Annotated in this window: 17 protein-coding genes and 13 pseudogenes; 15 read left to right on the top strand and 15 right to left on the bottom strand. The window is 47.9% G+C overall.

What is annotated here, in order from left to right; all coding sequences use genetic code 11:
* Positions 1-10: 10 nt before the first annotated feature.
* Complete coding sequence (locus JCM11216_RS12435; protein WP_054854396.1) at positions 11-559, top strand: hypothetical protein; 549 nt, start codon at positions 11-13, stop codon at positions 557-559.
* 3 nt (positions 560-562) lie between these two features.
* Here JCM11216_RS12435 and JCM11216_RS12430 read toward each other — a convergent pair.
* Positions 563-2,378, bottom strand: a pseudogene (locus JCM11216_RS12430) (ATP-dependent DNA ligase).
* Between the two features lie 139 nt (positions 2,379-2,517).
* Between JCM11216_RS12430 and JCM11216_RS12425 the strand changes: the two are divergent.
* Together JCM11216_RS12425 and JCM11216_RS12420 are read left to right on the top strand one after the other, a co-directional pair.
* A pseudogene (locus JCM11216_RS12425) lies at positions 2,518-3,806 on the top strand (serine hydroxymethyltransferase).
* 19 nt (positions 3,807-3,825) lie between these two features.
* On the top strand, positions 3,826-4,482 hold the full coding sequence (locus JCM11216_RS12420; RefSeq protein WP_054854395.1) for a hypothetical protein: 657 nt from the start codon (positions 3,826-3,828) through the stop codon (positions 4,480-4,482).
* Here JCM11216_RS12420 and JCM11216_RS12415 read toward each other — a convergent pair.
* From JCM11216_RS12415 to JCM11216_RS19795, 5 genes and pseudogenes are all read right to left on the bottom strand, one after another.
* A pseudogene (locus tag JCM11216_RS12415) lies at positions 4,476-5,222 on the bottom strand (30S ribosomal protein S4e). The gene JCM11216_RS12420 and the pseudogene JCM11216_RS12415 overlap by 7 nt on opposite strands.
* Positions 5,223-5,261: 39 nt before the next feature.
* Positions 5,262-5,752: pseudogene (rplX, locus tag JCM11216_RS12410) on the bottom strand (50S ribosomal protein L24).
* Between the two features lie 57 nt (positions 5,753-5,809).
* A complete protein-coding gene (locus JCM11216_RS19805) occupies positions 5,810-6,049 on the bottom strand; it encodes an EamA family transporter (RefSeq protein ID WP_243676292.1) in 240 nt (79 codons plus the stop codon).
* Entirely contained in the window at positions 6,007-6,519 is a 513-nt protein-coding gene (locus JCM11216_RS19800) for a DMT family transporter (protein ID WP_243676291.1), read from the bottom strand. The genes JCM11216_RS19805 and JCM11216_RS19800 overlap by 43 nt, the downstream gene beginning before the upstream one ends.
* On the bottom strand, positions 6,504-6,668 hold the full coding sequence (locus JCM11216_RS19795; RefSeq protein ID WP_243676290.1) for a hypothetical protein: 165 nt from the start codon (positions 6,666-6,668) through the stop codon (positions 6,504-6,506). Before JCM11216_RS19795 ends, JCM11216_RS19800 begins: the two co-directional genes overlap by 16 nt.
* Before the next feature lie 182 nt (positions 6,669-6,850).
* On the opposite strand from JCM11216_RS19795, the gene JCM11216_RS12400 reads away from it, so the two are divergent.
* On the top strand, positions 6,851-7,369 hold the full coding sequence (locus tag JCM11216_RS12400) for a methyltransferase (protein WP_243676289.1): 519 nt from the start codon (positions 6,851-6,853) through the stop codon (positions 7,367-7,369).
* Here the strand turns inward: JCM11216_RS12400 and JCM11216_RS12395 are convergent.
* Positions 7,366-9,905 (bottom strand): annotated as a pseudogene (locus JCM11216_RS12395) (M1 family metallopeptidase). The gene JCM11216_RS12400 and the pseudogene JCM11216_RS12395 sit on opposite strands and share 4 nt — an antisense overlap.
* 40 nt (positions 9,906-9,945) lie before the next feature.
* Positions 9,946-10,188, bottom strand: coding sequence for a hypothetical protein (locus tag JCM11216_RS12390; protein ID WP_054854394.1), 243 nt, complete (start codon positions 10,186-10,188; stop codon positions 9,946-9,948).
* Positions 10,189-10,328: 140 nt separating this feature from the next.
* Here JCM11216_RS12390 and JCM11216_RS12385 point away from each other — a divergent pair, with 140 nt between their 5' ends.
* From JCM11216_RS12385 to thyX, 3 genes and pseudogenes are all read left to right on the top strand, one after another.
* A complete protein-coding gene (locus JCM11216_RS12385) occupies positions 10,329-10,916 on the top strand; it encodes a hypothetical protein (RefSeq protein WP_054854393.1) in 588 nt (195 codons plus the stop codon).
* Positions 10,917-11,034: 118 nt separating this feature from the next.
* Positions 11,035-13,046, top strand: a pseudogene (acs, locus tag JCM11216_RS12380) (acetate--CoA ligase).
* Between the two features lie 190 nt (positions 13,047-13,236).
* A pseudogene (thyX, locus tag JCM11216_RS12375) lies at positions 13,237-13,946 on the top strand (FAD-dependent thymidylate synthase).
* Here thyX and JCM11216_RS19790 read toward each other — a convergent pair.
* From JCM11216_RS19790 to JCM11216_RS19780, 3 genes are read right to left on the bottom strand one after another with little or no spacing between them, the layout of a single operon-like run.
* Complete coding sequence (locus JCM11216_RS19790) at positions 13,930-14,307, bottom strand: hypothetical protein (RefSeq protein ID WP_243676288.1); 378 nt, start codon at positions 14,305-14,307, stop codon at positions 13,930-13,932. The pseudogene thyX and the gene JCM11216_RS19790 sit on opposite strands and share 17 nt — an antisense overlap.
* Positions 14,259-14,828 (bottom strand): hypothetical protein, encoded by a 570-nt coding sequence (locus tag JCM11216_RS19785; RefSeq protein ID WP_243676287.1) that lies wholly within the window; start codon positions 14,826-14,828, stop codon positions 14,259-14,261. Before JCM11216_RS19785 ends, JCM11216_RS19790 begins: the two co-directional genes overlap by 49 nt.
* Complete coding sequence (locus tag JCM11216_RS19780) at positions 14,801-15,412, bottom strand: hypothetical protein (protein WP_243676286.1); 612 nt, start codon at positions 15,410-15,412, stop codon at positions 14,801-14,803. The genes JCM11216_RS19785 and JCM11216_RS19780 overlap by 28 nt, the downstream gene beginning before the upstream one ends.
* Positions 15,413-15,510: 98 nt before the next feature.
* Here JCM11216_RS19780 and JCM11216_RS19775 point away from each other — a divergent pair, with 98 nt between their 5' ends.
* The 3 genes from JCM11216_RS19775 to JCM11216_RS19765 are packed head-to-tail and all read left to right on the top strand — an operon-like array spanning position 15,511 to position 16,590.
* Positions 15,511-16,170: a sugar phosphate nucleotidyltransferase gene (locus JCM11216_RS19775; RefSeq protein WP_243676285.1), complete on the top strand. Its 660-nt coding sequence runs from the start codon at positions 15,511-15,513 to the stop codon at positions 16,168-16,170.
* A 20-nt stretch (positions 16,171-16,190) separates the two neighbouring features.
* The gene (locus JCM11216_RS19770) at positions 16,191-16,457 is read left to right on the top strand and encodes a hypothetical protein (protein ID WP_243676284.1); all 267 of its coding nucleotides are present in this window, start codon (positions 16,191-16,193) and stop codon (positions 16,455-16,457) included.
* Positions 16,435-16,590, top strand: coding sequence for a hypothetical protein (locus JCM11216_RS19765; RefSeq protein WP_243676283.1), 156 nt, complete (start codon positions 16,435-16,437; stop codon positions 16,588-16,590). Before JCM11216_RS19770 ends, JCM11216_RS19765 begins: the two co-directional genes overlap by 23 nt.
* On the opposite strand, the pseudogene JCM11216_RS12360 reads toward JCM11216_RS19765, so the two are convergent.
* Positions 16,587-17,587 (bottom strand): annotated as a pseudogene (locus JCM11216_RS12360) (SDR family oxidoreductase). The gene JCM11216_RS19765 and the pseudogene JCM11216_RS12360 overlap by 4 nt on opposite strands.
* A gap of 110 nt (positions 17,588-17,697) precedes the next feature.
* Here JCM11216_RS12360 and JCM11216_RS12355 point away from each other — a divergent pair.
* The 5 genes and pseudogenes from JCM11216_RS12355 (at position 17,698) to JCM11216_RS12335 (ending at position 21,848) form a co-directional block, all read left to right on the top strand.
* Entirely contained in the window at positions 17,698-18,309 is a 612-nt protein-coding gene (locus tag JCM11216_RS12355; RefSeq protein WP_054854392.1) for a hypothetical protein, read from the top strand.
* A gap of 195 nt (positions 18,310-18,504) precedes the next feature.
* Positions 18,505-19,073 (top strand): annotated as a pseudogene (locus tag JCM11216_RS12350) (PaREP1 family protein).
* 139 nt (positions 19,074-19,212) lie between these two features.
* Positions 19,213-19,815 (top strand): annotated as a pseudogene (locus tag JCM11216_RS12345) (PaREP1 family protein).
* Between the two features lie 351 nt (positions 19,816-20,166).
* A pseudogene (locus JCM11216_RS12340) lies at positions 20,167-21,179 on the top strand (ATP-binding protein).
* A 59-nt stretch (positions 21,180-21,238) separates the two neighbouring features.
* A pseudogene (locus JCM11216_RS12335) lies at positions 21,239-21,848 on the top strand (PaREP1 family protein).
* A gap of 306 nt (positions 21,849-22,154) precedes the next feature.
* On the opposite strand, the pseudogene JCM11216_RS19760 reads toward JCM11216_RS12335, so the two are convergent.
* The 3 genes and pseudogenes from JCM11216_RS19760 to JCM11216_RS12325 form a co-directional block, all read right to left on the bottom strand.
* A pseudogene (locus JCM11216_RS19760) lies at positions 22,155-22,666 on the bottom strand (hypothetical protein).
* Between the two features lie 112 nt (positions 22,667-22,778).
* The gene (locus tag JCM11216_RS12330; RefSeq protein WP_243676282.1) at positions 22,779-23,993 is read right to left on the bottom strand and encodes a carbamoyltransferase N-terminal domain-containing protein; all 1,215 of its coding nucleotides are present in this window, start codon (positions 23,991-23,993) and stop codon (positions 22,779-22,781) included.
* Between the two features lie 53 nt (positions 23,994-24,046).
* Positions 24,047-25,021 carry an FkbM family methyltransferase gene (locus tag JCM11216_RS12325; RefSeq protein WP_054854391.1) on the bottom strand — a complete coding sequence of 325 codons (975 nt, stop codon included), beginning with the start codon at positions 25,019-25,021 and terminating at the stop codon, positions 24,047-24,049.
* Positions 25,022-25,140 lie beyond the last annotated feature (119 nt).

Here is a 25,140-nt window from a genome sequence, read left to right as displayed (position 1 = left end):
ATTCTTAACCGTGGATAATGCGGTGGATGTAAAGAGGTTACTTGAGCTTAGGGATAAACTGGACAGTAGGATTAAGGAGCTTCAGGAGGAGCTTAACCTCTTGAATGAGATCAAGAGCGTAATTGACAGTATAATTAAGTCGCAGTCAATAGTCCCTGCCACGGAACTGGTCAGTAGGCCGCAGGACCTTGGTAAGTTGGTGGAGACCAGGGAGATTAGGTCTAGGGTTGGTAATGAGTTATTGGGTACTGTCGAGGTTTATGAGAATGGGGGGGTGAGCATTAAGCCAATAAAGCCCTTCAATAAGGATAACACGGCCTTCAGGAGGTTCTTCAGGGATAAGATACTTGAGGGCTTTAAGCAGGAGGATGATAAGTTGGTTAAGGATGGGCAATTAAGGCGTGAGGAGGCCTTTAATTATGAGATTAAGCTTGATGGCGATAACGTGGTCAGTATGGTCATTAAGAATTACAGGAGTGATGAGAGACTCAGGGAGATAATCAGGGCGGCGAGGTGGATGCTAGAAAGGGTATTGAAGGAGGAAGGCGGTGAGCAATGAATTTTATGGATTGGCACCCTCCTCAACCTTTACCTTCTTCTGCTCCTTATACATCTCGAGTATTTCATCAACAGTCGTTGCCTGCTCCGGCGACTTATCCGTCCTATAACGACCCGTAAACCTTGGGAACCTAATGGCCAAACCAACGTCAGGCCTAACGGCGCCCATGCAGCAAGTATGGAGTGGGCTTAGGGTTATTTCTGCACCAATTATTTCAAGGACCACGGCAGGCACGAACCACACGTCAGGCTCCATCTTGGAAACAACCCTTGGATGCCTATGAGGTATCCTATACGGGTCAAGCATCTGCTTAAGCTTTACTAAATCCTCGTCAGTGAATCCACTACCCACCTTACTCACTGTGTAGAACTGATCGGTCTTTGGATCATAGGCCGCAATGAGCAGCGCTCCGTATGTGCCAGCCCTCTTACCGCGGCCCCCCCAGAAGGCGCCCACGACAACTAGGTCCAGGGTATCCGTCAACTCACTCCTGTAGTCACGCTTATACTTAATCCAGAGCCAACCCCCCCTGGCGCCCATTTCATAAATAGAGTCAGCCTTAATGGACTTACACATCACGCCCTCACAACCATCACTTATAGCCTCATGGAAGAACTTATCAAGTTCCTCAGCATCATTTATTATCCTCCACGTCGCCAAGTGAACATACTCACTGGGCTTAAGGATCTCAAGCAACTTCCTCTTCCTATCAATGAGTGGTAGGTTCGTTAGGTCCTGACCATCGACGTACATGACATCAAACAGGAATATATTAACTGGGTACTCCTTCATAGCCTCCTTAATATCATGCTTCCTCTTCCTATGCATCAACTCCTGGAAGGGTCTAAACTCACCCGTGTCTGGGTCAATAGCTATTATTTCACCCTCAACAATGAATTCCTTAGCATCGATAGCCTCCTTAACGTATTCAGCAACGTCTGGGTATGCATGAGTTATATTCTCAAGCCTCCTACTGAAGATCCTAACCTCGCCATCCCTGGTCTTATGCACCTGGGCCCTCTCACCATCATACTTATACTCAACCATTGCGGTACCACCAAGCTTAGCCAATATTTCGGTGGCTGTGCTCAATCTCTCCGCAAGCATTGGCTGTATTGGTACACCAGGTGTTACGTGTATCTTACCCAGGGCATCCTGACCCTCCTGAGCAACCATTTTAGCAATATAACCAAGGTCTGGATAAATATGGTAAGCCCTCTCCAGGGCGTCCCTGGACACCTTATAGGCATCGGACAAGGCATCTAGTATTGTCATGTCAGCAACACCAAGCCTCAGCCTACCAATTACGAACCTGGCAATGTACTTAGCCTCCTCAGGCTTAGCCCTCGAGAATAGGTATGTCAGGAGCTTAACCTTAGTGTCCTGGGCACCCTCACCGCTCGCCCTGGCTATCGACATTAACGTATCGTAGACCTTACCCATCGTTAACTCCTCACCACCCCCCCCACCACCGAAGAACTCAAGTATTGACTTACCACCACCCTGCTGAGGCTTACTACTCATTATTCTCCTAGCCGTCTCGCCAATATCACCAAGTCTCTTGTAAAGATCCTCAACCTGCTTAACGGATACCCCCCCTGTGGCATTAGAAATGGCCTTAAAGGTGAGCTTCTCGGCCACACCGAGCTCCACGCCTTCCCAGTCAGGTCTTAACTGGCCGAGTATGAAGTAGATGACCTTATCAATAACGTTGGGTGGGGGTCTTCTTGAGGAGTGTTGAAAGTAGCTTCGCCATCACGGTTCTCTGCGTGGTTGCTTCAATACTTTCAAGAGCCTTTACAACATCCAGAAACTTAATGTCATTATTAACAGTAGACATCATGTTTATACATACTATAGAGATTAATTAATCCACCGCTCCGTAATACCCTAAGAATAGGCCGAGTGGGCAGGGCATTAAAGCTTTAATAGATTATCGTTAAACCTTAGTAAATGCCATTAGACCCGGACTCAGCCTGAATGACGTATTAAGTATAGTGAAGGTGCATAACAGGTGGCGTAGGCTAGAGACGATAAACCTCATACCCAGCGAGAACGTAATGTCACCACTGGCCGAGTACATTTACTTAAATGATATGGAGGGCAGGTATGCCGAGGGTACGTTGGGTAGTAGGTATTACCAAGGCACTAAGTATATCGATAAGCTTGAAGGTCTCCTCGCAAACCTAATGGGTGAGTTATTCCATGCCAAGTTCGTTGATGTTAGACCTATATCTGGAACTATAGCTAATGCATCCGTATATGCAGCCTTGGCGCAACCCGGTGATACTATAGTGTCGGTACCACTTAACTCAGGTGGTCATATAAGCCATAAAACAACCGGCGCGCCTGGAATTTTCAGGTTAAAGGTTGTGGATTTGCCATGGGATAATGAGGAGTTCAACGTTGATGTTGATGAGAGCATTAAGTTGATTAGGGAAGTTAAGCCAAAGATTGTGATACTTGGTGGTTCTGTATACCTATTTCCACATCCAGTGAGGGAGCTTCTCGAGGTCTCTCATGAGGTTAATGCGGTATTACTACATGACTCAGCCATGTGCTTGGCTTAATAGCTGGCGGCGCATTTCCAAATCCACTTGACTTGGGCGCTGATGTCATGACATCATCGACCCACAAAACATTCCCTGGACCCCCCCAAGGCGGCGTAATCTTCACCAACAGGGAGGACTTATTTAAGGCGATTCAGAAGGCCGTATTCCCTGGGCTAACCTCTAATTATCACCATCATAGGTATGCCGCTACTGCCGTAACTGCCATTGAAATGATGAAGTTCGGTAAGGCATACGCAGAGCAGGTTGTTAATAATGCAAGGGCATTGGCAGAGGAATTACATGCGGTGGGTTTCAGGGTTGTTGCTGAGAACAAGGGTTTCACAAGAACGCACCAGGTACTTGTCGATGTTTCGGAGATTGGTGGCGGTACGAAAACAGCGGCTTTACTTGAGGAGGCTAATATTATTGTAAATAGGAACGCGCTTCCCTGGGACAAGGGTTTCAGGGACCCAAGTGGACTTAGGCTTGGTGTTCAGGAGATGACTAGGTTCGGCATGGGTAAGGATGAGATGAGGGTTATTGCCGAATTCATGGCGCGGGTCCTCATAAGGAGGGAGGACCCGAGTAGTGTTAGGAAGGAGGTTATCGAGTTTAGGAGGGAGTTTACACAGGTTAAGTATGGCTTAACGCTTAAGGATATTGGTATTGACGTAGGCATAAACATGCTAATGTAATGCAGGCACTGAGGTTAAAATGCGTGGCGGCATTGTTCTTGACCCAATGGAGTGGTTGTTAATTAGGAATTACTACATGGCAATGCTTCCCCCCCAATTAAACTTTAAGGGTGATTACCTGGCGGCCGAGCTGGCGCCCAGCTTTTGCAAGTATGAAGGTGATCTAAGGGAGTTCCGGTGGGATGTGGTTAATATAGTGATGCCGCCAGCCGAGGTAAGGCCTGGTGGTGATGGTCTGTTGATCGCGGTTGAGGGCTACTCGGTTAGGCTTCTTCGTGATTGGGGACTAAGCCCTGACATTGCTATTACGGACTTTGACTTCATGCCTGAGGAACTAATTGATTGTAATTGCTTAGTGCTTGGTCATGCGCACGGAGATAACATTACGCATTACCCTAAGTACGCGTCCAGAGTTAGGAAGTTACTACCTACGGTTCAGGTATGGCCTAGGGGGGGTTGTTCATTACTGATCCCTGGATTTACCGATGGCGACAGGGCTGTTTATCTTGCTTATTACATGGGTGCCAGGGAAATTAGGATTTATGGCTTTAATCCAGGCAAGGTCGTGAAGAGAGACGATAATGTAAAGAGAATAAAGCTTGATATTGCTAAAACATTAATTAATAGGGTCATTAGAAAATCCGCAAGTATCAATATCGTGGTCAAATTTTATTGAGATTGCGTTAATTGTTGCGGCATTATTGTTATTGAGGGCTTTTCCCTACCCAGTGCAAATAGGTAATTCACTATTGTCCTGACCTCCCTGCCATCACTTGTCACAATCTTCACAGTGGACTCCCTCTTCCTATAGGTCTGTATTATCTCGGTTATCTTGCCGTAGTAACCCACGTTCTTACCATCAACAATGAGCCCAGCGAGCCTAGCTCAAGCTTTATATAATCAACGATCTTATCCTCGTTAATGTCAATGAGTACTGAGTCAAGCGTATTGTACTTACTGCCCTCCTCATAGGGTAGTTGTAGGTTCCTGCCATCATGCAGGTTAAGCTGTATTTGCCCACCCTTAACCATTGTCTTATTCTCAATCCTACAAAGCTTATACCTAGCCTCCTCCTGGCCTATTGGTACTGGCCATAGGAACTTAGTCGGGTGTGGAACCATTCGGTAAACCTCATTGGTTGGTACTATCTCAACAATATCCATCAAACCCACTGGGTACTTGTAATCCCTCCTTACCCTACCATCAACCTTAATCAACCCCCCCCTTACCAATTACGTACCTAGCCTCCCTGAGGGTCTTCGTGTACCTAAGTACATCCCTAACGAGTAATGCCAGCGGCAATGACTTAGCCAGTGGATGCGGTCCAGGGCTCGGCCTAACAACCCACACGGCCTCCTTCGTCGATATCGGCCACCACTCAGGTGCTTGATAACGCCTTAAGTGTCTACTGGGCATTAGGCATCACCGTGGGGGGGAACCCCCCCATTTAAAGGCTTACTGTTGCTTCTGCTCACTGCCACCGCCCTGACCACCAACGACGATTACCTCAGGCTTCCTCAACGCCCTGGCCTCCTTAGCCTCCTCAAGCTTCTTCAGGTACTCCTCGCGCTGCTTCCTAGCCCTCTCAATGGCCTCAAGCCTCCTCTTATCGCTTGTGTCTAGCTCAACAATCATGACCTTTGACGGGTGTATTGGGTAATAAACAGTCTCGCCACTCGGTTTCTTCAGGGTTGCGTTCTCCACGTAAATCCTCATCTTCCTCAAATCAACATCAACAACCTTACCCCCCCTAACGCCCTTAAAGTCACCCCCCTGAGTATAAGCACGGTATCACCCTTCCTAACAGGCAATCTCTTAACGCCGTACTGCCTCTGTAGGTCCTCACTAAGCCTTGCAGTCATTAACCTATGCCTAACATGGAGTGACGCATTGAATAACGCCTTCCTCTGCTTCCTCGGTTGCTTAGACCTTGTTAATGTGGCCATGCAAGAACCCGCTTAAGCTAATTACTTAAAAATTTTTAGTACGCCAATGAGTCACGGCTAGGTCGAGGCGAGGTAAATACCGATAAACATTACGGCTGAGCCGATAATCTCCGGTATGGTTGGTTGAATACCCATTATTAAGTAGTTAAGCACGAGTGTCAACGCAGGGACTGTGAATATATACGGCGTTGAGTTAGCAACCCCAATAGAATTAACAAGTAGGTACCAAACGAGAAACAGAACCGCACCACCGATCACGGAGGTGCCCAGTAAATTATCGATGAATCCAGCACCCACTCAATACTCGTGAACGCCCTGAGACCATCAAGTAATAATCCCATTACGGCAAGTAGTACTGAACCAACTATGAACATGTTGGACACGACAATCAACCCATCATTATTACCCAACCTCCTAAAGTATATACTGTATAAGGCCCAAAATATGGCATTCACCACCGTGAGCAACGCACCAATTAATGAGACGCCCCCCCTCATTATCGAGGACGCACCATAAATAATAACGCCAATAAACCCAACAACCGCTCCAATAACGTTAAGAGTCCTTGGCCTCTCGTGGATTAGTATGATCGATAGCGGTATTGCAAATAGGGGCATTGTGTAGCCGAATATGGCTGATGATCCTGGGTCTATGTAAACCAGGCCATAGGCCCAAAGCGCCGTGCTTAATGATGAGAATAGGCTCAGGAGGGCTAGGTCCCTGTTCAGTATTACGTAGTACTTCCCATTGATTAATGCAGCTGCCATGGCCAGCAGGCCCCCCCGGCTATTGCGTACCTAATCGTCATGTAGCCCAATGGCGTTGCATATCTTAATCCGAATTTCACGAAGAAGTAATTAAATGATGCTGAGAATACGTAAATCAGTAGGTAACCAATGAATAGTGATTTCCTCATCACCATTGCCGGCTGTGGTGTGCTTAAAAACCGTTCCTCTTGAAGACAATGAAAGGGATAAAAGGCTTGCCCCTAAGGGTCTTTGGAGTATTGATGCATTATTACGATAGGGAACCAGTCTTTAAGGAGATGAGGGTCAGGAGGATCCATACCGTGATTAGGGGGGGTTTCCATTAACCTTTGTGCTGGCACCTGGGGGGGTCTTCTCGAACGAGGACGTGGATGCAGGGACTAGGTTATTGGCTGAGAACATGGTTATAATGAATGATTGGGACATACTCGACATGGGATGTGGTTATGGGGGGGTCCTCGGTATTGTGGCTGCGAAGCTAGCGCCGAGGGGGGGTAGGGTAGTCATGGTCGACATAAACAAGCTCGCGGTTAAATTAGCAGCCATTAACATTAAGATTAATAGGGTGGACAATGCGGAAGTTCGACTAAGTGACCTATACAGCGCAGTCCAGGGTGAGAGGTTTAATACTATCATTTCAAACCCACCAATAACGGCGGGTCTCGACTTAAATAGGAGATTGATAATCGAGGCGAAGGACCACCTCAAACCCGGTGGTCTATTGCAGATTGTGGTGCCGAAGAAGTTGAGGTCGAGGTTTGAGGAGATCCTATATGGTAATTACGACATTGTGGAGAGATTGGCTAAGTCAGGTAATTACATAGCCTATGTGGCTAAAGTCATGGGCTAGCCCTTCGCCTCCATTCTGTCCAGCCTATCCATGATCCTCCTCTGCTCCTCCCTAATCCTCTCAATCTCCTCCCTCAACCTCGCATACTCAACACCCCCTCTGCATTTGCTCCCGAATCTTCCTGGCAACGTCCCTCGCATAACGCCTTATACGGCCATCCAAGTCCCTACTGGCTAATTCGTCGAGAACATCCAGGAACCTCGGGTCCAGGGAACTCTCCACAGCCGCCACGGCGGCGTACCTAACCCTGTAATACGGGTCCTTAAGCAACTCCCTAATCCTATCATAAACCCTCCTAACACCCACGAACTTACCCAGGGATTGGGTCGCAACCATCCTAACGAGGGTTGGCCTACCGAGTTCCGTATACCTAACTAATGTATCAATCGCCTCATCAGTGCCCAGTTCGGAAAGCCCCTGTAGCGCGCCCTGGGTTATTACGTAATTATGGCTTGGGTAATCGAGGGCCTTAATGAGCTCTCCAACGTAATCAAGCATCCCCCCCAACTTACCAAGTGATTGGGCGGCCTTTGACCTGACGTAGTAACTCTCGGATGTATTCTCAAGGATTGACGTAAGTACCCTAGCCACGTCCCCCCCATTACCCTTGAAGTTGCCCAGGGCCTCCACGATGGCTTGCCTAACCCTTGGGTGCTTCTCATTATTCAATGCGTTGAGTAGCGCCTTGAGTGCGTCCTCCGTACCTACTACCAAGTGCCCTGGCGGCCTCAGCTCTGACACCCCCCCAGAATGGGTCACTCATCAATGCCCTACTCAACCCCCCCTCAACAGCCCTGGTACTACCATCTGGTCAATGCATCTAGCTCAAGCTCTACAGGGCATGTTTTCACTACTTAATTCTGCAATGGCCTCCTCAACACCCTTATCGGCGCTCACGGACTTAACGCCTACCTTGAATTGAGGATCAATGCATATGTACTGTGGCCTTTCGCTGGCTGGTATGTATATCGTGGCTTCCCTCTCACTCAATTCAAACTTAAATATGTCGACCTTACCACTTGGGTACTTAATCTCGAATTCTAGAGGTAATCTATAGATTGGGTATGAGTCATCCCCCCCCTGGGCCTGGCTAATACTTAGTTTAACAAGTTTATTACCTGGGTCATAACCCCAGGAATACTTAATAACGGGGGGGTGACCTGATGAGTATACGAACTGGGTGAAGAACCAATCAAGCGGTTGCCCAGAAACCTCCTCGAGGGCCTTCCTGAGGTCCTCCGTATCGGCATTACCATGGGCATGCCTAGTTAGGTACAGATTTATGCCCCTCCTGAAGGTTTCATCACCGAGTAGGTTACGGAGGGTGTGCAGGACTAGGCTACCCTTCTCATACGTATGCCTATCAAACATCTCCTCAGGGTCTCTATATAGTCTCGTGACTATTGGCCTTGCGTACCTATTGCCGTACTCATTGAGGTAATTCCTGAGGTTCTGGTAAAGCTCGTATAGGAACTCATCACGTCCCTTGGCATGCTCCATATAGAGCGCTTCAAAGTACGTGGCAAAGGCCTCGTTAAGCCATATATTAGCCCAGTCCTTAGTCGTCACGTAATCACCAAACCACTGGTGAGCAAGTTCATGGGCGACCAAGCCATCCGATGTGAAGTCCTCCATGCCTGGGCATGGGAACCTGGACCCTGGGCAGTGGGCATGCTCATCGTGTAGCGTGGTGTCTGTGACTATGGTTACCGTGGTGTTCTCCATACCGCCATAAATGAATTCACTAACGGCAACATGCTTATAATTGGGCCATGGATACTTAACGCCCGTGTACTCGCTGTAAAACCTTATCATGTCACACGTCCTATAGAAGCTAAACCTAGCCCTATCACCGTAACCCCCTAGGCACGTAGTGCTCAATAGTTACTCCATCACAATCCTCCCTAACAACCTCAAACTCACCAGCCGCAAGGGCCACGAGGTATGCCGAGTGAGGCTTGTCCAACCGCCAGTGCCACAACACCTCATTACCTAGGTCCCTAGTCTCCACTAAAACACCGTTTGAAACCGCGGTCCAGGTCTTCGGAACTATTATTAATAACTCGCTTGTGAACTTAACATTTGGGTAGTCAGGCATTGGTATCCAGTAATGATTATCCTCACTCTCACCCTGCGTCCAAACCATGGGCACCCTATCCCTGTAATGCTCGTCTGGCAATACGAAGTAGAGACCCTTCCTGGGCTTTGTTTCGTAACCCACCTGTACCATGTGGCTACCTGGGCTAAGGTATACCCTCAGCGTCCTGCCATCGTACTCAAACCTGGTGTCTCGTCCATCAACCTTAACCGACACTATCCTCATCTCGGCGGCATCAAACTCAATATAGTCCCTGCCTAGTGGTACATCGACGTTATATTCCGCCAGCCCCCCCTCTATTGCCTTCTCATTAGCCTTAACCCTTACTTGAGCCCTTAGGTGCCTCAGGGCATAACCGTAGTGCCTGGGGAATTGAATCCTATAATCAGGGTATACGAAGTTCCTACCAATCAGGTAACCAGCCTTATCAAAGGACACGTGGTATGGCGTTAAACGAAGTTAATATGCATTACCCAATCTAGAAAAACCTAACCTTGAGGACCGAGAGCTTATACACCCTATTCTGCTCCTCAGACCTGACGATCCTCTGCCCAAGCAGTGGGAATAACCTCTTCAATGTTAGGTAGCACTCCTCATCATCGAGTATAAACGTTATCACGGAGCCCACCGGCGCATCGCGGAAGTTCTGTATGGCAAGTGTACTGCCGTATGGGCAACCAATACCCCCCCTTAAGTCAACCGTTAACTCACCAAACCTCACAAGCAGTCAATGAGTATTGGTATACTTTAGGCATAATACACTGTGCATTTTTTGCATAGGTCTCTATTACATGGCATTAATCTATTTTAGGTAAAGGCTAGGGAGGATTTATAAGTCTCGGAATTAATAATAATAGGTTCATGTCCGCAGGTAGGGACTTCATCAACCAAGTGATTATGGAGATCGAGAATTCAATCCTAAAACCCCCCCTCGAGGACATCGAGAGCAGTGCCGAGGGGGGGATTCTCGAGAACCTGTCAGAAAGCATGAATATTGAGAAGCCCAAGGTGATAGCCACGGTAAACCCCCCCACGAACGAATGCATTGAGTACGTGGATAGGGATCAACAATGCCAAGTGATTACTGGTAAGTACTTCCCAGAGGAGTCAATAATACTCATTAATTACAGAATTGACATGAACACACTCCTCCACCTATTTGCCCATCACGTGCACGCTATTGAAATGGGTAGGGCTAAGTATGTCAGAGCTAGGAGACTCGAGGAGTTGAGACTTCCCTGGGAATTGAGGCCTACCGAAATCGTTGCCATGTACAGGACAGCGCAGTTAGTGCGTATGCTTCAGCCCAGGGCCTGGAGGATCTATAACGAGGAGATTAAGCCTAGGATTAAGGAGATTGATGAGAAGTTCAACAGCGTGAGGCTTACGGTGAATTACATAGAGAGGCAGGTGGAGCACATACTGAGTAGTAGGAAGTCCGTTCAATAATGTTTAGTAGGACTTGGTTAGTATTAATTATATATCTGAATATTGCCGTTTTATATTATTATAAAATAATATATTGTTGATAAAGCTTATAAAACTCTATAACTTAGTATTACCTTGTATGTCAGTTACATGGGCTCTACCCTTTAAAGAGAAAATAATCCCCGAGATTGGGAAGGAGAGGGCAGTCGATCCCGAGGAATATAAAAGAATTCACCAGGAGAGTCTTAAGGACATTGAGGCCTTCTGGTCAAATATTGCCAGGGAACTCGAGTGGTTCAAGCCCTGGGATAAGGTACTTGCCGCTGATCCACAACCACCGTTTTATAAGTGGTTTGTTGGTGGTAGGTTGAACGCGTCGTACCTGGCACTGGATAGGCATGTTAAGGGTGGTAGGAAGAATAAGGTGGCCATTATTTGGGAGGGTGAGCCGGTTGACCAAAACGGTAATCCACTTGAGGTTCGTAAGCTCACGTATTACGACCTATGGCGCGAGGTTAATAGGCTTGCTACGTACTTAAAAATAAGTTCGGCCTTAAGAAGGGCGATACCATAGGTATTTACTTACCAATGATTCCCGAGCTCCCAATAGCGATGCTCGCGGCTGCAAGGCTCGGCGTAATATTCACAGTGGTCTTCAGCGGATTCACGGCTCAGGCATTGGCTGACAGGCTTAATGATGCCGAGGCTAAGCTGGTGATAACGGCTGACGGTGGTTACAGGCGTGGTAGGGTGATTAGGCTTAAGGAAATCGTTGACAAGGCCCTTGAGCAGTCACCCACGGTTAAGAACGTAATTGTCTACAGGAGGGTTGGCCTTAATGACATTAACATGGTTAAGGGCAGGGACTACTGGTGGCATGAATTAATGCGTGACGTACCGGTAAACACATACGTTGAGCCAGAGCCTGTGGAGAGTGAGCACCCGCTATATATCCTATACACGTCCGGTACAACGGGTAAGCCCAAGGGCATTGTTCACGACACAGGCGGCTACATGGTACTACTCCACGCAACCATGAAGTGGGTATTCGACGCCAGGGAGGATGACATCCACTTCTGCACCGCGGACATCGGCTGGGTAACTGGGCATAGCTACATAGTGTTTGGGCCGCTCCTCGAGGGTATGACAACGATAATGTATGAGGGCGCGCCTGACTACCCAAACCCAGATCGTTGGTGGGCGATTGTGGAGAGGTATGGGGGGGCGACCATACTGTACACGAGCCCCCCCACGGGTATAAGGACGCTCATGAGGTTTGGTGATGACTGGGTTAAGAGGCATGACCTTAGCACGATAAGGCTCATCCACTCAGTTGGCGAGCCAATAAACCCAGAGGCCTGGAGGTGGCTTTGGAAACTAGCTGGTAGGGAGAAGGTGCCCTTCGGCTCCACCTGGTGGATGACAGAGACGGGAGGCATACTGATATCCCACGCACCAGGTCTCGCCCTGGTACCACTCAAGCCAGGTACTAACGGACCACCATTGCTTGGTATTGATGCCGATGTTGTTGATGATAATGGAAACCCAATACAACCTGGGCAAAGAGGTTACCTAGTGATTAGGAGACCGTGGCCCGGAATGCTATTGACGATCTGGAGAGACCCAGATAGGTACGTCAAGACCTACTGGAGTAAGTTCCCTGGGATGTTCTACGCAGGTGATTACGCAGTTAAGGATGAGGACGGTTACTTCTGGGTACTCGGTAGGGCTGATGAGGTAATTAAGGTGGCTGGCCACAGGCTTGGTACGTATGAACTTGAATCAGCGTTAATACAGCACCCGGCTGTTGCTGAGGCCGCGGTTGTTGGTGTTCCTGACCCAGTTAAGGGTGAGGTTCCCGTGGCCTACGTCGTCCTAAAGCAGGGTTACCAACCCTCTGAGCAATTAAAGGCCGAATTAAATAACACTGTTAGAGAGTTTGTGGGGCCAATAGCCACGTTATCCAATATCTTCTTTGTAACGAAGCTTCCAAAGACTAGAAGCGGTAAGATAATGAGGAGACTCGTTAGGGCCGTAGTCACTGGGCAACCATTAGGTGATGTAACCACGCTTGAGGACGAGGCCAGCGTTGAGGAGGTTAAGAAGGCTTACGAGGAGTTTAAGGCAGAGCTTGAGAAGCTTAGTAAATAATGGTCGATAATGGGCAGGTTGCCTGCTGGCTGTATCAATAGTAGTAATACCTCTTAATTTATTTCCTACTTAGTTTTAATTCGATGCCTAGCTTATAAGTGTGCAGGAGGTAAAGGTAAATGTGGTTAGCATAATTAAACCAAGGGTTGAGCTTGTGCTTACCTGGGGTAGTGAGGAGTTGGTTGCGGCAATGACCGACGTTGTTTATAGGGCGTACTCCATTGAGGACTCACTGAGGAGGGTTAGGGAGAGGCCCGAGCTCGTGGTCAGGAGGATAACGGGCTTCCTTAGGGATGGGCATCACAGTGTCCTTGAGTTCATGGGGGCGAGTTGGCTTGTTGAGGGTAGTAGGGCGTTCACGCATGAGCTCGTTAGACATAGGGTGGCTAGTTACTGGCAGGAGAGCCAGAGGTACGTGGATTACACAAAGGGGGGGCAGCTACGCTATGTACTACCGCCAAGCCTAGCCAGTGAGTGGACTGGTTATTTAGGCGGTATGTCGCAGGCCTACATAAGGCTAGGGAGGGATCAGCGCCCGAGGATGCCAGGTACCTACTCCCAAACGCAATGGCCAGTAGGGTTTGGGTTCAGATGAATGCTAGGGAGTTCTTCCTGAACTTCGTACCGCTTAGGACGGGTTTGGGTGCGTTTCATGAGATTAGGCTTGTTGCTTGGCTTATGTTTGATTCGTTGATTGATAGGTTCCCGATAATAGCCAGGTGGGTTTGGGATAACCTACCGAGGCTACACCCAGACTACTGCAGGGGGGGCATTGACAGGCTAGGCGGTGCCTACGGAACAAGCGACTGCAGGATAGTTAGCATCAAGGAAACCTTCAACAAATGGGGGGGAATAGAAATACCGAAGGGGGGGATTGCCAGTCTTATCTCTCAGTCTTAATAAAAGGCGTAATCAATGGTCTCGCGAACCCTGGAACCTGATTAATTAGGGCCTTGGGTAATGGCTTAACTAGGTAGAGGGCCATCAGCAGTATGGCCATGCTAATTAATTGAGCCAATGGCCAGGTAATTGGCGGATCTGGAATTGGCACGGCACAGGAGGAGACGATGGTTAGGATCAGGAACAAACCAATAACCAACACATTAATGCTTCTGACACTCCACCGTTCACTGAACCAAAAGGCTATGAGTGTCAACATGTAAATTAGGTAATTACTGACTATGGCCATGTAGATCCCAAGGAAGTGAAGAACTACGTAAGCAAGCACCCCAAGGCCGAGGCCAACAACGTTTGCCAGCAATGCGTACCAACCCCCCTGCCAATTACCCAGTAATAGGACGTGTAAATACTGGCTATTACGGCTAATGGAGTATAACCAAGTAATACGGAGGCGTAGGGTATTGACTTAACGTACTCACCACTAATAATGCCCATCATCGGCAGGGCAGGTAACGCGAGGACTATTAATTGGGCAAGCAGTGACGCGGCTATGAAGGACGGTATTGCGTACTCACGGAATGCCCTACCCACGTCAATGCCGACGCCAAGTCCCTGGGACAACCTGCTATTCATCACCGTGGACACGGCAGGGCCTAGGGCAGTCACGGCATTGGCTATTGCGGCTGCCAGTCCGTAAATACCCGTAAATCCAGGGCCAAGGTAAATGTAGACCAAGTACATAATTAAGTTGAAGCTCAGCGTACCCATGTAGCCAAGTATCCATGACTGAAACCCAAACTCCAGGAACCCCCCCCTCACACCACGCCTTATCACGTCAATACCAAGTAGTGGATCTACCAAGCCCCCCCTAACGATGCCCACATAATAAAGCAACTGAGCCAATGAGCCCAGGAGTACGGATATGCCAGCGCATAGACATTACGCATAGCGATAATTAACAACACCTGGAGCACCCTCATTACGAGCATGTTGATTGCCGAGCCCATGCCCTGGGACGCAACCCTACCCACTAACCATAGATAAAGACCAAGGGCGCCAGCTATTGATTGTATGAAGACCGTGGCCACATAGATATACGCAGTACCAAACAACCACCTAGGTATGCCATTACTCATGTATAATGGGGGGGTGGCCAGGACAATCACTAGGTCATAGACGATGGCCATAATCAATGACATTAGGATCATGGCTGAGAAGTAGGGCTTGGCATCACCGCCCCTGGCATACTTAATGGCGCCCTCCCTCGCGATCGCGCCTGATATACCCGGTATCGGTATCAAGGCACCTATTGAATTAATTATTGCAAATAATGCATTGTAATAACCGTACTGCGTCAGCGGTATGTACCTCGTCAAAACAACTATGTAGGCAATCGCCAATGCGTAATTGGCCACAGTGGGCAGGTAATTAAGCACAATGGCGACAACGGCACTCTCCTTAACCATTCACGAATCAACCATACCCGGCATTTTAAATATTATGGATGTTAATAATGAAGCCCTAAATTAAATACTTTAAAATTAATCCCACAAGGAGGTAATTAATGCCTATAAACGGCGTTATTCTCGTTGCCGGTGAAGGCACCAGGCTCAGGCCGTTAACGTATACGTTACCAAAGCCATTAATACCAATAATGGGTAAGCCCCCCCTGGTCACGAGGATAATAGAGGGATTAATGAGCAACGGCATTAGTAATATTTACGTGGTTGTTGGGCACCTAGGCTTCCTGTTTAGGCAGGCTCTCGGTGATGGGTCGGGTATGGGCGTGAGCATTAAATACGCCGAGCAGAGGGAGAGACTTGGTATTGCGCATGCAATTCATAGGGCCATTGAGGAGGGCGCAGACGGTGAGCTAATAGTGCACCTAGGCGATAATTACTTCGGTGAGGGGGGGCTCGATAGGTTCATCCGCGAGTTCAGGGAGGGTGATTACGACGTCTACGTAGTATTAACCAGGCATAAGGACCCAACCCGGTTTGGTAATGCCGTGATTAAGGATGGCAAGATAGTGAAGCTTATCGAGAAGCCCAGGGAACCGCCACCCAATAGCTTCGTTATGACTGGGCTATACATATTTAAAGACTCCAGTGATGTGGAGAGGGCCTTTAGTACGCTTAAACCGTCGGCGAGGGGGGGTGAGTATGAGATAACTGACCTAATCCAGTGGTTCATTGATAATGGCAAAAGGTTGGTTACTCGGTAACCAATAGTTGGTGGAAGGACATGGGAACACCCCCCCAGGACATACTCGACCTACTCTATCTAATGCTTGATGAGGTTAAGCCGAGGATTGAGGGTGAGGTTAGGGGGGGTGAGGTTAATGGTAGGATTATCGTGGAACGTGGAGCCGTAATTGAGGGTAGGGTTCACGGACCAGCCTATATCGGGAGAGGTTCGGTAATTGGTAAGGACACCGTAATCGAGCATTACGTCGATGTTGAATCCAACGTGTTGGTAAATGGCGGTAGTGAGCAGGTCACTGGTGCTTAGTGATGCATTGCTTGAGTTGGGTAGGGCTAGACTCGTTGATAGCATTATTGGTCCTAAATCAAGGGTCAGGCTTAACAGCGGTAATTATAGCTTAATACTTGGCGAGGGCAACAGTATAATCAGCACCACTTAATAACTATCCAGCAGCTTCGGATTCTGCTCAAGGAGCCTCTTATACCACCTAACCGTGAACCACCTATCCTCAGGCTTTAAGTGACCAGTGAGTAATTCATGGTATACCTGCTTAACGCCATCATCCACGTTATAAAGCACGGCGAAGTTCAGCATTTCCCTAATGCGCCTAAAGCTAACCCTATAACTCCTGGCGTCAACCACACCCCCCCTGAACCTGACCTCACCACCAACTATGCCCTGCACAATTTTAGCCATTTCAATGACCCTAAAGTTTTGCTCATCAGAGCCCACATTAAATACCATACCATTAACCTTATCACTTGGTGCCTCGAGTACTGCACCAATGGCCCTTACGACATCCATAACATGAACAAGAGGTCTTTCCTGCATGCCATCACCCTCAACGTAAATTACGCCATCCGTGAATGCGGACAGCGTCATGGCATTTATCACAAGGTCGAACCTCATCCTAACCGATGGTCCATAGACGGTGGCAAACCTCAGTGCCGTTACCGTAAACCTACTACTTGCCAGGGGAAGCACATCCCTCTCAGCCAACAGGTTAGCCTTGGCATACGTCGTTAATGGGTTCGGCTCGGTATTCTCATCAGCAATACCACTCTGCCTGCCATAAACACTACAGCTTGACGCAAGCACATACCTAGAGACACCAACCTCACTGGCAAGCTTAGCAACCTAGCCCTAGCCCTATAATTAATATCAAGCGTCCACTGAGGGTTCAACTCACCGGCTGGGTCGTTGGACAATGCTGCAAGGTCTACAACAGCGTCAACACCGTTAAGTACGTCCTTACTTATTGACCTTGTATCCGCCTTAATAAGTTCGAAATTCCTCTCGCCAATTACGTGCCTAAGCACATCATCACCGAAGAATAACCTATCAACACACCTAACGTTATAGCCTTTCCTGATTAGGTATGGCGTTAATAACGTGCCTATGTAACCACCACACCCCCCCGTGATTAAGACCCTCATACTAATGCTGACATTAATATTTACTTTTAAGGATTTCCAATTCTGGGATTAATTCGTTATTATTTAAAGCGTAATAAGGTATTTATATCAAGCACGCTATTGTTAATTAGGTGTGGGCTTTGGTTGATGTTGCTACGATAATCGCCGTGGTGGTGAGCATCGCATCATCAACGGCATCCCTAGCCTATTGGCTCGGCGGGAAGTTCACGGAGGTGGAGTCCAGGTTTAGCCATGTTGATTTAAGGCTTAATCAAATTGAAGATAGGTTCAATAGAATTGAAAGTAGAATTAATGAGCTTGAGAATAGAATTAATGGGGTTGAGAGTAGGATTGGTAGTATTGAAGCTAGGATTGAAAGGCTTGAAAACGCGTTCACGCAATTCTCCGAGGTTCTCATAACGGCATTGGAGACCAAGGGCATATTCACATCGACGGAGGCGCTGACCCTCAGGGGGGGTATGGTGAAGGCACTACTACCGGTGCCAAGGACCAAGTACTACACGTGGGAGGTCTATGAGAAACTTAAACAATTACTTGATAAGGACCCGAATGAGTACACGATGGCGGATATCGAGCAGATGAATGAGATCGCAGATTTAATAGAGAAGGAGGGCTTTGAAACGAAGAGGAGGGACCTAATTGAGTACGCCTGGAAACTCAGGTACTACGCAATGATTGCTAAGGTGGTCTTCGTATACCCAAAGCTAAGGCAACAGAAATAACGCTGCACCAGCCCTAGTGCTAAGCCTCGCTAACCTTCAAGTCCTCACAATAATTCAACCATGATATCACTAAATCCCTACACAGCAGTCTCGACATAAATCAAGGAACTAAGGTACTGGAATTAAACGTGGCTGAAGAGTATAAAGCATTAACGCAAGGTAAGTATTTAAGGAAGTTAATCACAACCTTAAACTGTGAATACCGAAGCCCTTGAGAAGCCTTTACCTAAACCAACCACTGAGGATTATGTGAATGCGAGGCTATTGGAGGCCTTGATCGAGGCTAGGCTCGCCATTGAGTTCTTAAGCAGGGGGGGCTTGGTTAGGAACTCAGCCGGTAAGGCTTCCAGGCATGGAGAGCCCTTCTAGCAGCCTTGCTTAGGCTTGAATTAGATAAATTATTGAAGGTTGCTAATAGTGATGAAGAGAGAAAATGGTTAATGGATAGGGCTGTGCCTCGGGTACCAACGAGTAGGATGATGGGCTTGTCTAAGATGCTCAGTGACGTTGGGCACGCCGGCCTACTACCCGACACAGCACTGGCCCTAAGCCTACACGATTATCAGTACAATGGTCCGGACCCAGACATGGCGCTATCGAAGTTTAGGAATAGGCAGGAAGCCGCAGCGGCGGTTTTAGAGCTCGTCAATGAGGTGGTTAGGCGCGTTGAGGAGTTGAGACCGAGGGTGAGGTGGAGTGGTGAGCTTGAGGAGGCCCTCAGGGAGCTTAAGGATGAGCTTAACAGGGTGGGGGGGAAACCCTAAGATTTGCCGAAGGCGATTACCCTCATGATCCGCGCCCTAGTCCATTATCAAGCTGGGTTCATGCCTACCTTCAACCCCCCCAATTACAGGGTTGTTATTACGGAGCTAAGTATTTTAAGTAATCCACGCACGCTTAATCGTGGACTTAGAAGCACTCGAGAAACCACTGCCAAAACCAAGTACGGAGGACTATATAGCGGCTAGGTTACTTGAAGCCTTAATTGAGGCTAAACTCGCCCTCGAATTCCTGGGTAGGGGGTCTCGTTAGGAATGCGGCCGGCAAAGCTTCCAAGCCTGGAGAGCATTTTTAGCTGTATTATTGAGACTCGAGATCGATAGGTTGGTTAGGGTTGCCAAGACTGATGAGGAGAGGAGTTGGTTAATCAATAGGGCTGTTCCGAGGGTTCCAACAACGAGGATGAAGGCGTTGTCGCAATTGCTCGAGGAGATTGGGTATGCGGGGGGGATTTACTTCGCCACAAGCACAGCCCTGGAACTACACGACTACCAATACAACGGGCCAGACCCGGATCTGGCTTTGTCAAAGTTCAGGGATAGGGAGGAGGCCGCGGTTGCCGTGGTGGGCCTCATAAAGGAGTTAGTGAATAGAATCGAGAACCTAAAGCCAAGGATAAAGTGGAACGACGAACTCGAAAACGCACTAAACGAATTAAGAAAAGCCATTAAGTGGCCCCCAGGGATTGCGGTAGCGAATTCATTGATAAAGCCTCACGTTGAGTAGGCCCTATAGATTTAGTGACTTAACGAATATGGAATAAGCACCTAAGCCATTGCAAGAGCCATACTAATAACGACCTATAATTAATCCACATACCTTAAATTCCCTCATGTAGGGAGCAACACAGTTTAAGGCCTAAACCCCTGTAGTTAGGCATTCTTAGTAATTACCTAATTGTTAAGTGATTTTCAACATCATTACTTCCCTATTGGGAAGTGATATTTATGAGTATGCATTAATGCGTCCGAGCCCTACGCAATGCACTTGATGGATTTGTGGCTCATTGCATGCTCATGGAGTCCTTAATTAAGTTGGGAAGAGGATAAAAGGTAGGCTTAGGGGGGGATTAATATAGTGAGGAGGGTTAGGCTTAGTTTTGCTGATCGGCAGGTGGAGTTCGTTGATAGGGAGAGGGCCCTTGGGCAGGTTAGGGATTGGGCTGAGAGGGGCACATTCCCAGTGCAGGTGGTTTATGGCCCAGAGGGCTGCGGAAAGACCGCATGGCTCCTACAGTCCATTGAGTTGCTTAGGGATTACGGCTTCGACATTATTTATATAAATCCCACGGAAAGCATCGCCAGGGCAGAGCTTGGCGTTGCCAACCTACGCGAGAAGGTTCTAGCCTTAATACGCGAGGCCATGGGCCAACTCGCCTGGGGGGGTAAGGTCATTTGGGCTGTTATTGACATCGCCAGGGAGGCCCTTGAGGCTGGCACCCGTAGACTGGCGGTAATCGTCGACGACATCTTCCAAGCCATAGGCATTGACAAGGCAGCAATATACGTTAAGGGCCTCCTAGGCATTCTAGAACACCCGCCGGTCGAGTATGAGAGGGTGGTAACAGTCGTGGCGACAAGCGAGGGATTAAGCCTACGCGAAATAGGACGCCATAATTGGGCTGAATTTAAACCAACCTGGAACATGGCTAAGGGGGGGGATTCGAGAAACTCTACGAGCAAATACCCGGCGGGAAACCGCCATTTAACGATGCTTGGCAGGAGACAGGCGGGAACCCGAGGATGCTCCTTAGACTGTACAGGGCTGGTTGGAGCGTCGATGCCGTAGTAAGGGAACTCATTAGGGAGAAGGGCATAACGCCGCAGTTCATCAACAAGTGGAGGACCTGGCTCAAGGAAGCCGTTGAGGACCCAGACGTGTTATGGAGCCCCCCCGAAGCACCTGGAGAGTTAATTAATGAACTAATTAAGATGAACCTAATACTCTATAACCTCCATGATAGAGACCCATGGTTTTGGATAGACCAACCACCGCCCGAGAGGGATCCCGAGCTGGGCATTGGCAAGTACGTGGCCTGGCAGACACCACTCCATAGGGAAGCCATCAAAAGGGCGCTACAGACATCATGAGGACCTCAACCATGTCGAACCATAGTTATTTAAACCTAATGGCGACTAAATGAATTAACATGAACACAGAAACCCTAGAAAAACCACTACCCAAGCCAACCACAGAGGACTACATCAATGCAAGGCTGCTGGAGGCCTTGGTTGAGGCTGGTCTAGCCCTGCGCTTCCTTAACGAGGGTTTGGTTAGGAATGCGGCTGGTAAGGCTTTTCAGCCTGGAGGGCGTTTTGGCTGCCTTGCTTAGGCTCGAGCTTGATAAACTAATTCAAGCGGCTAAGACCGAGGATGAGAGGAAGTGGTTGATGGAGAGGGCAATCCCAAGAATACCGACGGGTAGGATGAAGGCACTATCACAAATGCTCGAGGAAATCGGGCATGCAGGGTTATCCTTCACCACAAACACAGCCCTGGAACTACACGACTATCAGTATAATGGGCCGGACCCGGACATGGCAATGAGCAAGTACAGAAACAGGGAGGAAGCTGCCTACGACATAAAACTACTCATAAAGGAATTAACAAAACGAATAGAGGAACTGAAAACAAGGACAAAGTGGAATGACGAACTTGAGAATGCACTAAACCAATTAAAAAAGACCATTAAGTGGAATAAGAGATCATCACTTAATAACAGTATAGATAAAAGAGTCAGGACTATCCAGACACATTAATTAATATCCTCGAAGCAATACAAGCCACCACATATTAAGGCTAGGAATACCATAATCCCCATAAAATCTACAGCGAGCTACTAAGCTTAATGCGCTCGAATCAATCCTAACAATAGGGCTACATCTATGTTAGTCCTTTCCGTCACATTTTATTAATCCAATTTCCTCAATATTCATACTAAGGCCTGAGCCTATTATCTAAGTAAATTTGAGGACCACCTCTAAATTGAACATTATTAAAATAATAATGCAAGTACTTAATGAACTCATACGCACTAACGAACTTGTTGAATGCAAACGTATTCATTAACTACACCTCTTTCTTATTAGCCATCCTTGCATATAAATGGCGTCGAATCCTCCGAAGGCGAAGGATTTTAGTGCGTCGCTTGGGGGGGTCTCGACTAGTGGTTCTCCTGCTAGGTTAAAGCTTGTGTTTAGTACAATGCCCTCGCCAGTAAGGTCCTTGAATGCCTTGATTAGTTCGTACCACGTTGGGTTTTCGTCCTTGGCAACAGTCTGTGGTCTGGCTGTTCCATCAACGTGGTAGACCGCGGGAACCACCTCCTTCATTCCCTCCCTGTACTTGAGCATTAGTATCATGAATTGGTGAGGGACTGGGTCAATGAAGTACTTGCTTGCGTCCTCAAGAAGCAATGAAGGAGCCAGTGGTCTCCACCACTCACGACCCTTGATGTTATTCACCAACCTCCACATATCAGCCTCCTAGGGTCAGCAACAATCGAGCGATTACCAAGGGCCCTAGGGCCAAGCTCGGCACGCCCCTGATACCAAGCAACAACAAAGCCCTTACTCACCAAGTCAGCAACCTCATTAACATCATCACCGATGTACCTAGCCTCGAACCTACTACGCTCAACAACCTTCCTCACCTCATCATCACTGTACTCAGGCCCCAAGTAAACAGTCCTAAGCCTCCCCCCTCCTCATCTTACCACCAAGAACATGCTCATAGACATAAGCCGCAGCACCGACTGTGGTCCCGGCATCGTTCGCTGCTGGGAATATGAACAAGTCGCTGAATAACTTGGAGTAGTGAATAGCCATGTTGGCCTTAGCATTAAGGGCCACACCACCTGCAAGGGCAAGATTCTGCTCACCAGTGTGGCTTTTAGCCCACTCAGCGAGCCTAAGCATGGCCTCCTCAGTCACGGCCTGAACAGCAAAAGCCAAATCAGTGGCGTCACGATTAAGTTCGCCACGGGGATCCCAAGGAACACGACCAGGAAACAAAGATTCAGCGATGAGGCGGTAAGGCCTCCTATAAATAGCATCATCACCCTTGACTACCCTAGGCCTAGAACCATCAACACTTATGTAGTACGGGTAATCCTTATCATCGAACCTGAAGTAGGACCTAAGCTTATCATAGTACTTGCTCTTCTGGCCATAAGGTGCAAGACCCATGACCTTACCAGGGCCCTCGAGGTGATCATAGCCTATTGTCCAGGAAACCTCCTCGTAAAGGAGACCGAGTGATCCGTAATAGGTCGGTATTGAGACTATTTTCTCAAACTCACTATCCCTCACACGCCAAACCACTGTGGACTCAAACTCACCACTACCATCAACGGTAAGGACGGTAGCATTGTTAAAACCACTGAAGTAGTAGGCCGAAGCAGCATGAGCAAGATGATGAGGAACAGGAATAACCCTAACCCTACTTGGCAACTCCTCACCAAGATCATAAACAGCCTTCCTAACAAACCTCTCAGCCCAAACTAGAATCGTACCTCTATCTAAAGACCAAGTAACAAAACGAAAACCAGCACCAACCAAAGCCCTAACCCAATCAATTATGGAGAGATAGCCATAAAATCCACTAAAATAACCAAAATGCAAAGAATTAATGATAATACCTCTCAATGCTTGCATATATAGCTTATTAGGTAATATACTTGGGTCGAAGTTCACAGCATACGCATCTACATCCTTCGGCTTTATCCCATACTTGTTCTTTAGGAATTCGAAGGCTTGCTTCAAGGCATTTATTGGTGGTTCGTCTGGCGAGTGCTTGTGCCTTGTCCACCTCTCCTCCTCACTCGCAAAAACCAACTCGCCATCAACAATCACCGCAACAGAATGATCATGCCACCCTGGCCAATTAAAACCAATAACAATCATTACCAATGATTAAATGCATGGCTTAAAAGTATTATCTGCAAATAATAATGAAATCATATCCTCATGCACATTATTGTTCCATGCTTGTTTAGTCCCATTTTCACGGCTATTTCATTGTGCGCATATCTCCTGCATTTGAATCCCAGCGACTCCACCCTGCCCATTAACTCATTCACTGGGTAGTTCCTCAGGTATGTGCTGTACTCGATCTTTATTACATCGAATAGTTTTAGGGTATCCAACTCATTGTTGACAACGTCCCACTCACAGCCCTTACAATCCATCTTCAAAGCCCTAACCCTAAATGAGTTGATATCAACGCCTAAATTCTTGATATGGTTTAGCAACGAACCCAGTGTGAAGGACCTAACCCTAACCCTCTTAACACCTCCCTTGAACATTGATGCCTCACCATCAACCTCACCATCCAACCCAATCTCCACGTAGCCATCCCTATCAGCGATTGCGGCATTTATTGGTAATATTCTGGATTTGAGCTCCGGGTTAAGCTCGAGATTCCTGAGCATGGCATTGAAGTAGGTCGGCACGGGCTCAACAGCAACAACGAAGGCACCACGCCTGGCGAAGTAAAGCGGAGTATCACCAACGTAGGCGCCAACGTCAAAAACAAGCCAACCACTGAGATCAAAACCGAGGAAGTGAGTATCATAAAGCCAAGTCTCTGGGAGTACCGTTAAATCCGGGTAATCGGCGTAGAGCCTAATGCCGTCGGGCATTACGAATAATACATTGCCATCCTTATTAACCACAAGCCTTATGGCATCACCAAGGAAAACCTCCAAGGCATCACCACATCTAAACCCGGTTACATAACCATCATAGTGGGCGTTAATTATGAGTGAGTATGTGCTTGGGCTCAGCCCATAACTGGCGTTACCGCATTTAACGGTTATGAGGCCCTTGGCCAACCCATGCATAATGAGGAAGTACCTAAGTCCCGCAACGAGCCAATTCCTGAACAGTCGCCTACTGGCTAGGGCAACCCTCAAATCCCTAATCAAACCCATTAACCCATTAAGGCGTTAATGCTTAAATGAATTACCATGAAATAGACAACGTGGTCAAGACCTCAGTCATATGGCTTAATTACAATAGTATGAACTTTATCGACATTGCCTTAAGAGCC

The sequence above is a fragment of the Vulcanisaeta distributa JCM 11216 genome, assembly GCF_001315985.1.
In the GTDB taxonomy this organism is placed as follows: domain Archaea; phylum Thermoproteota; class Thermoprotei; order Thermoproteales; family Thermocladiaceae; genus Vulcanisaeta; species Vulcanisaeta distributa_E.
The sequence above is the reverse complement of the archived record's forward strand: the minus strand, read 5'-3'. Positions and strand labels throughout refer to the sequence as shown.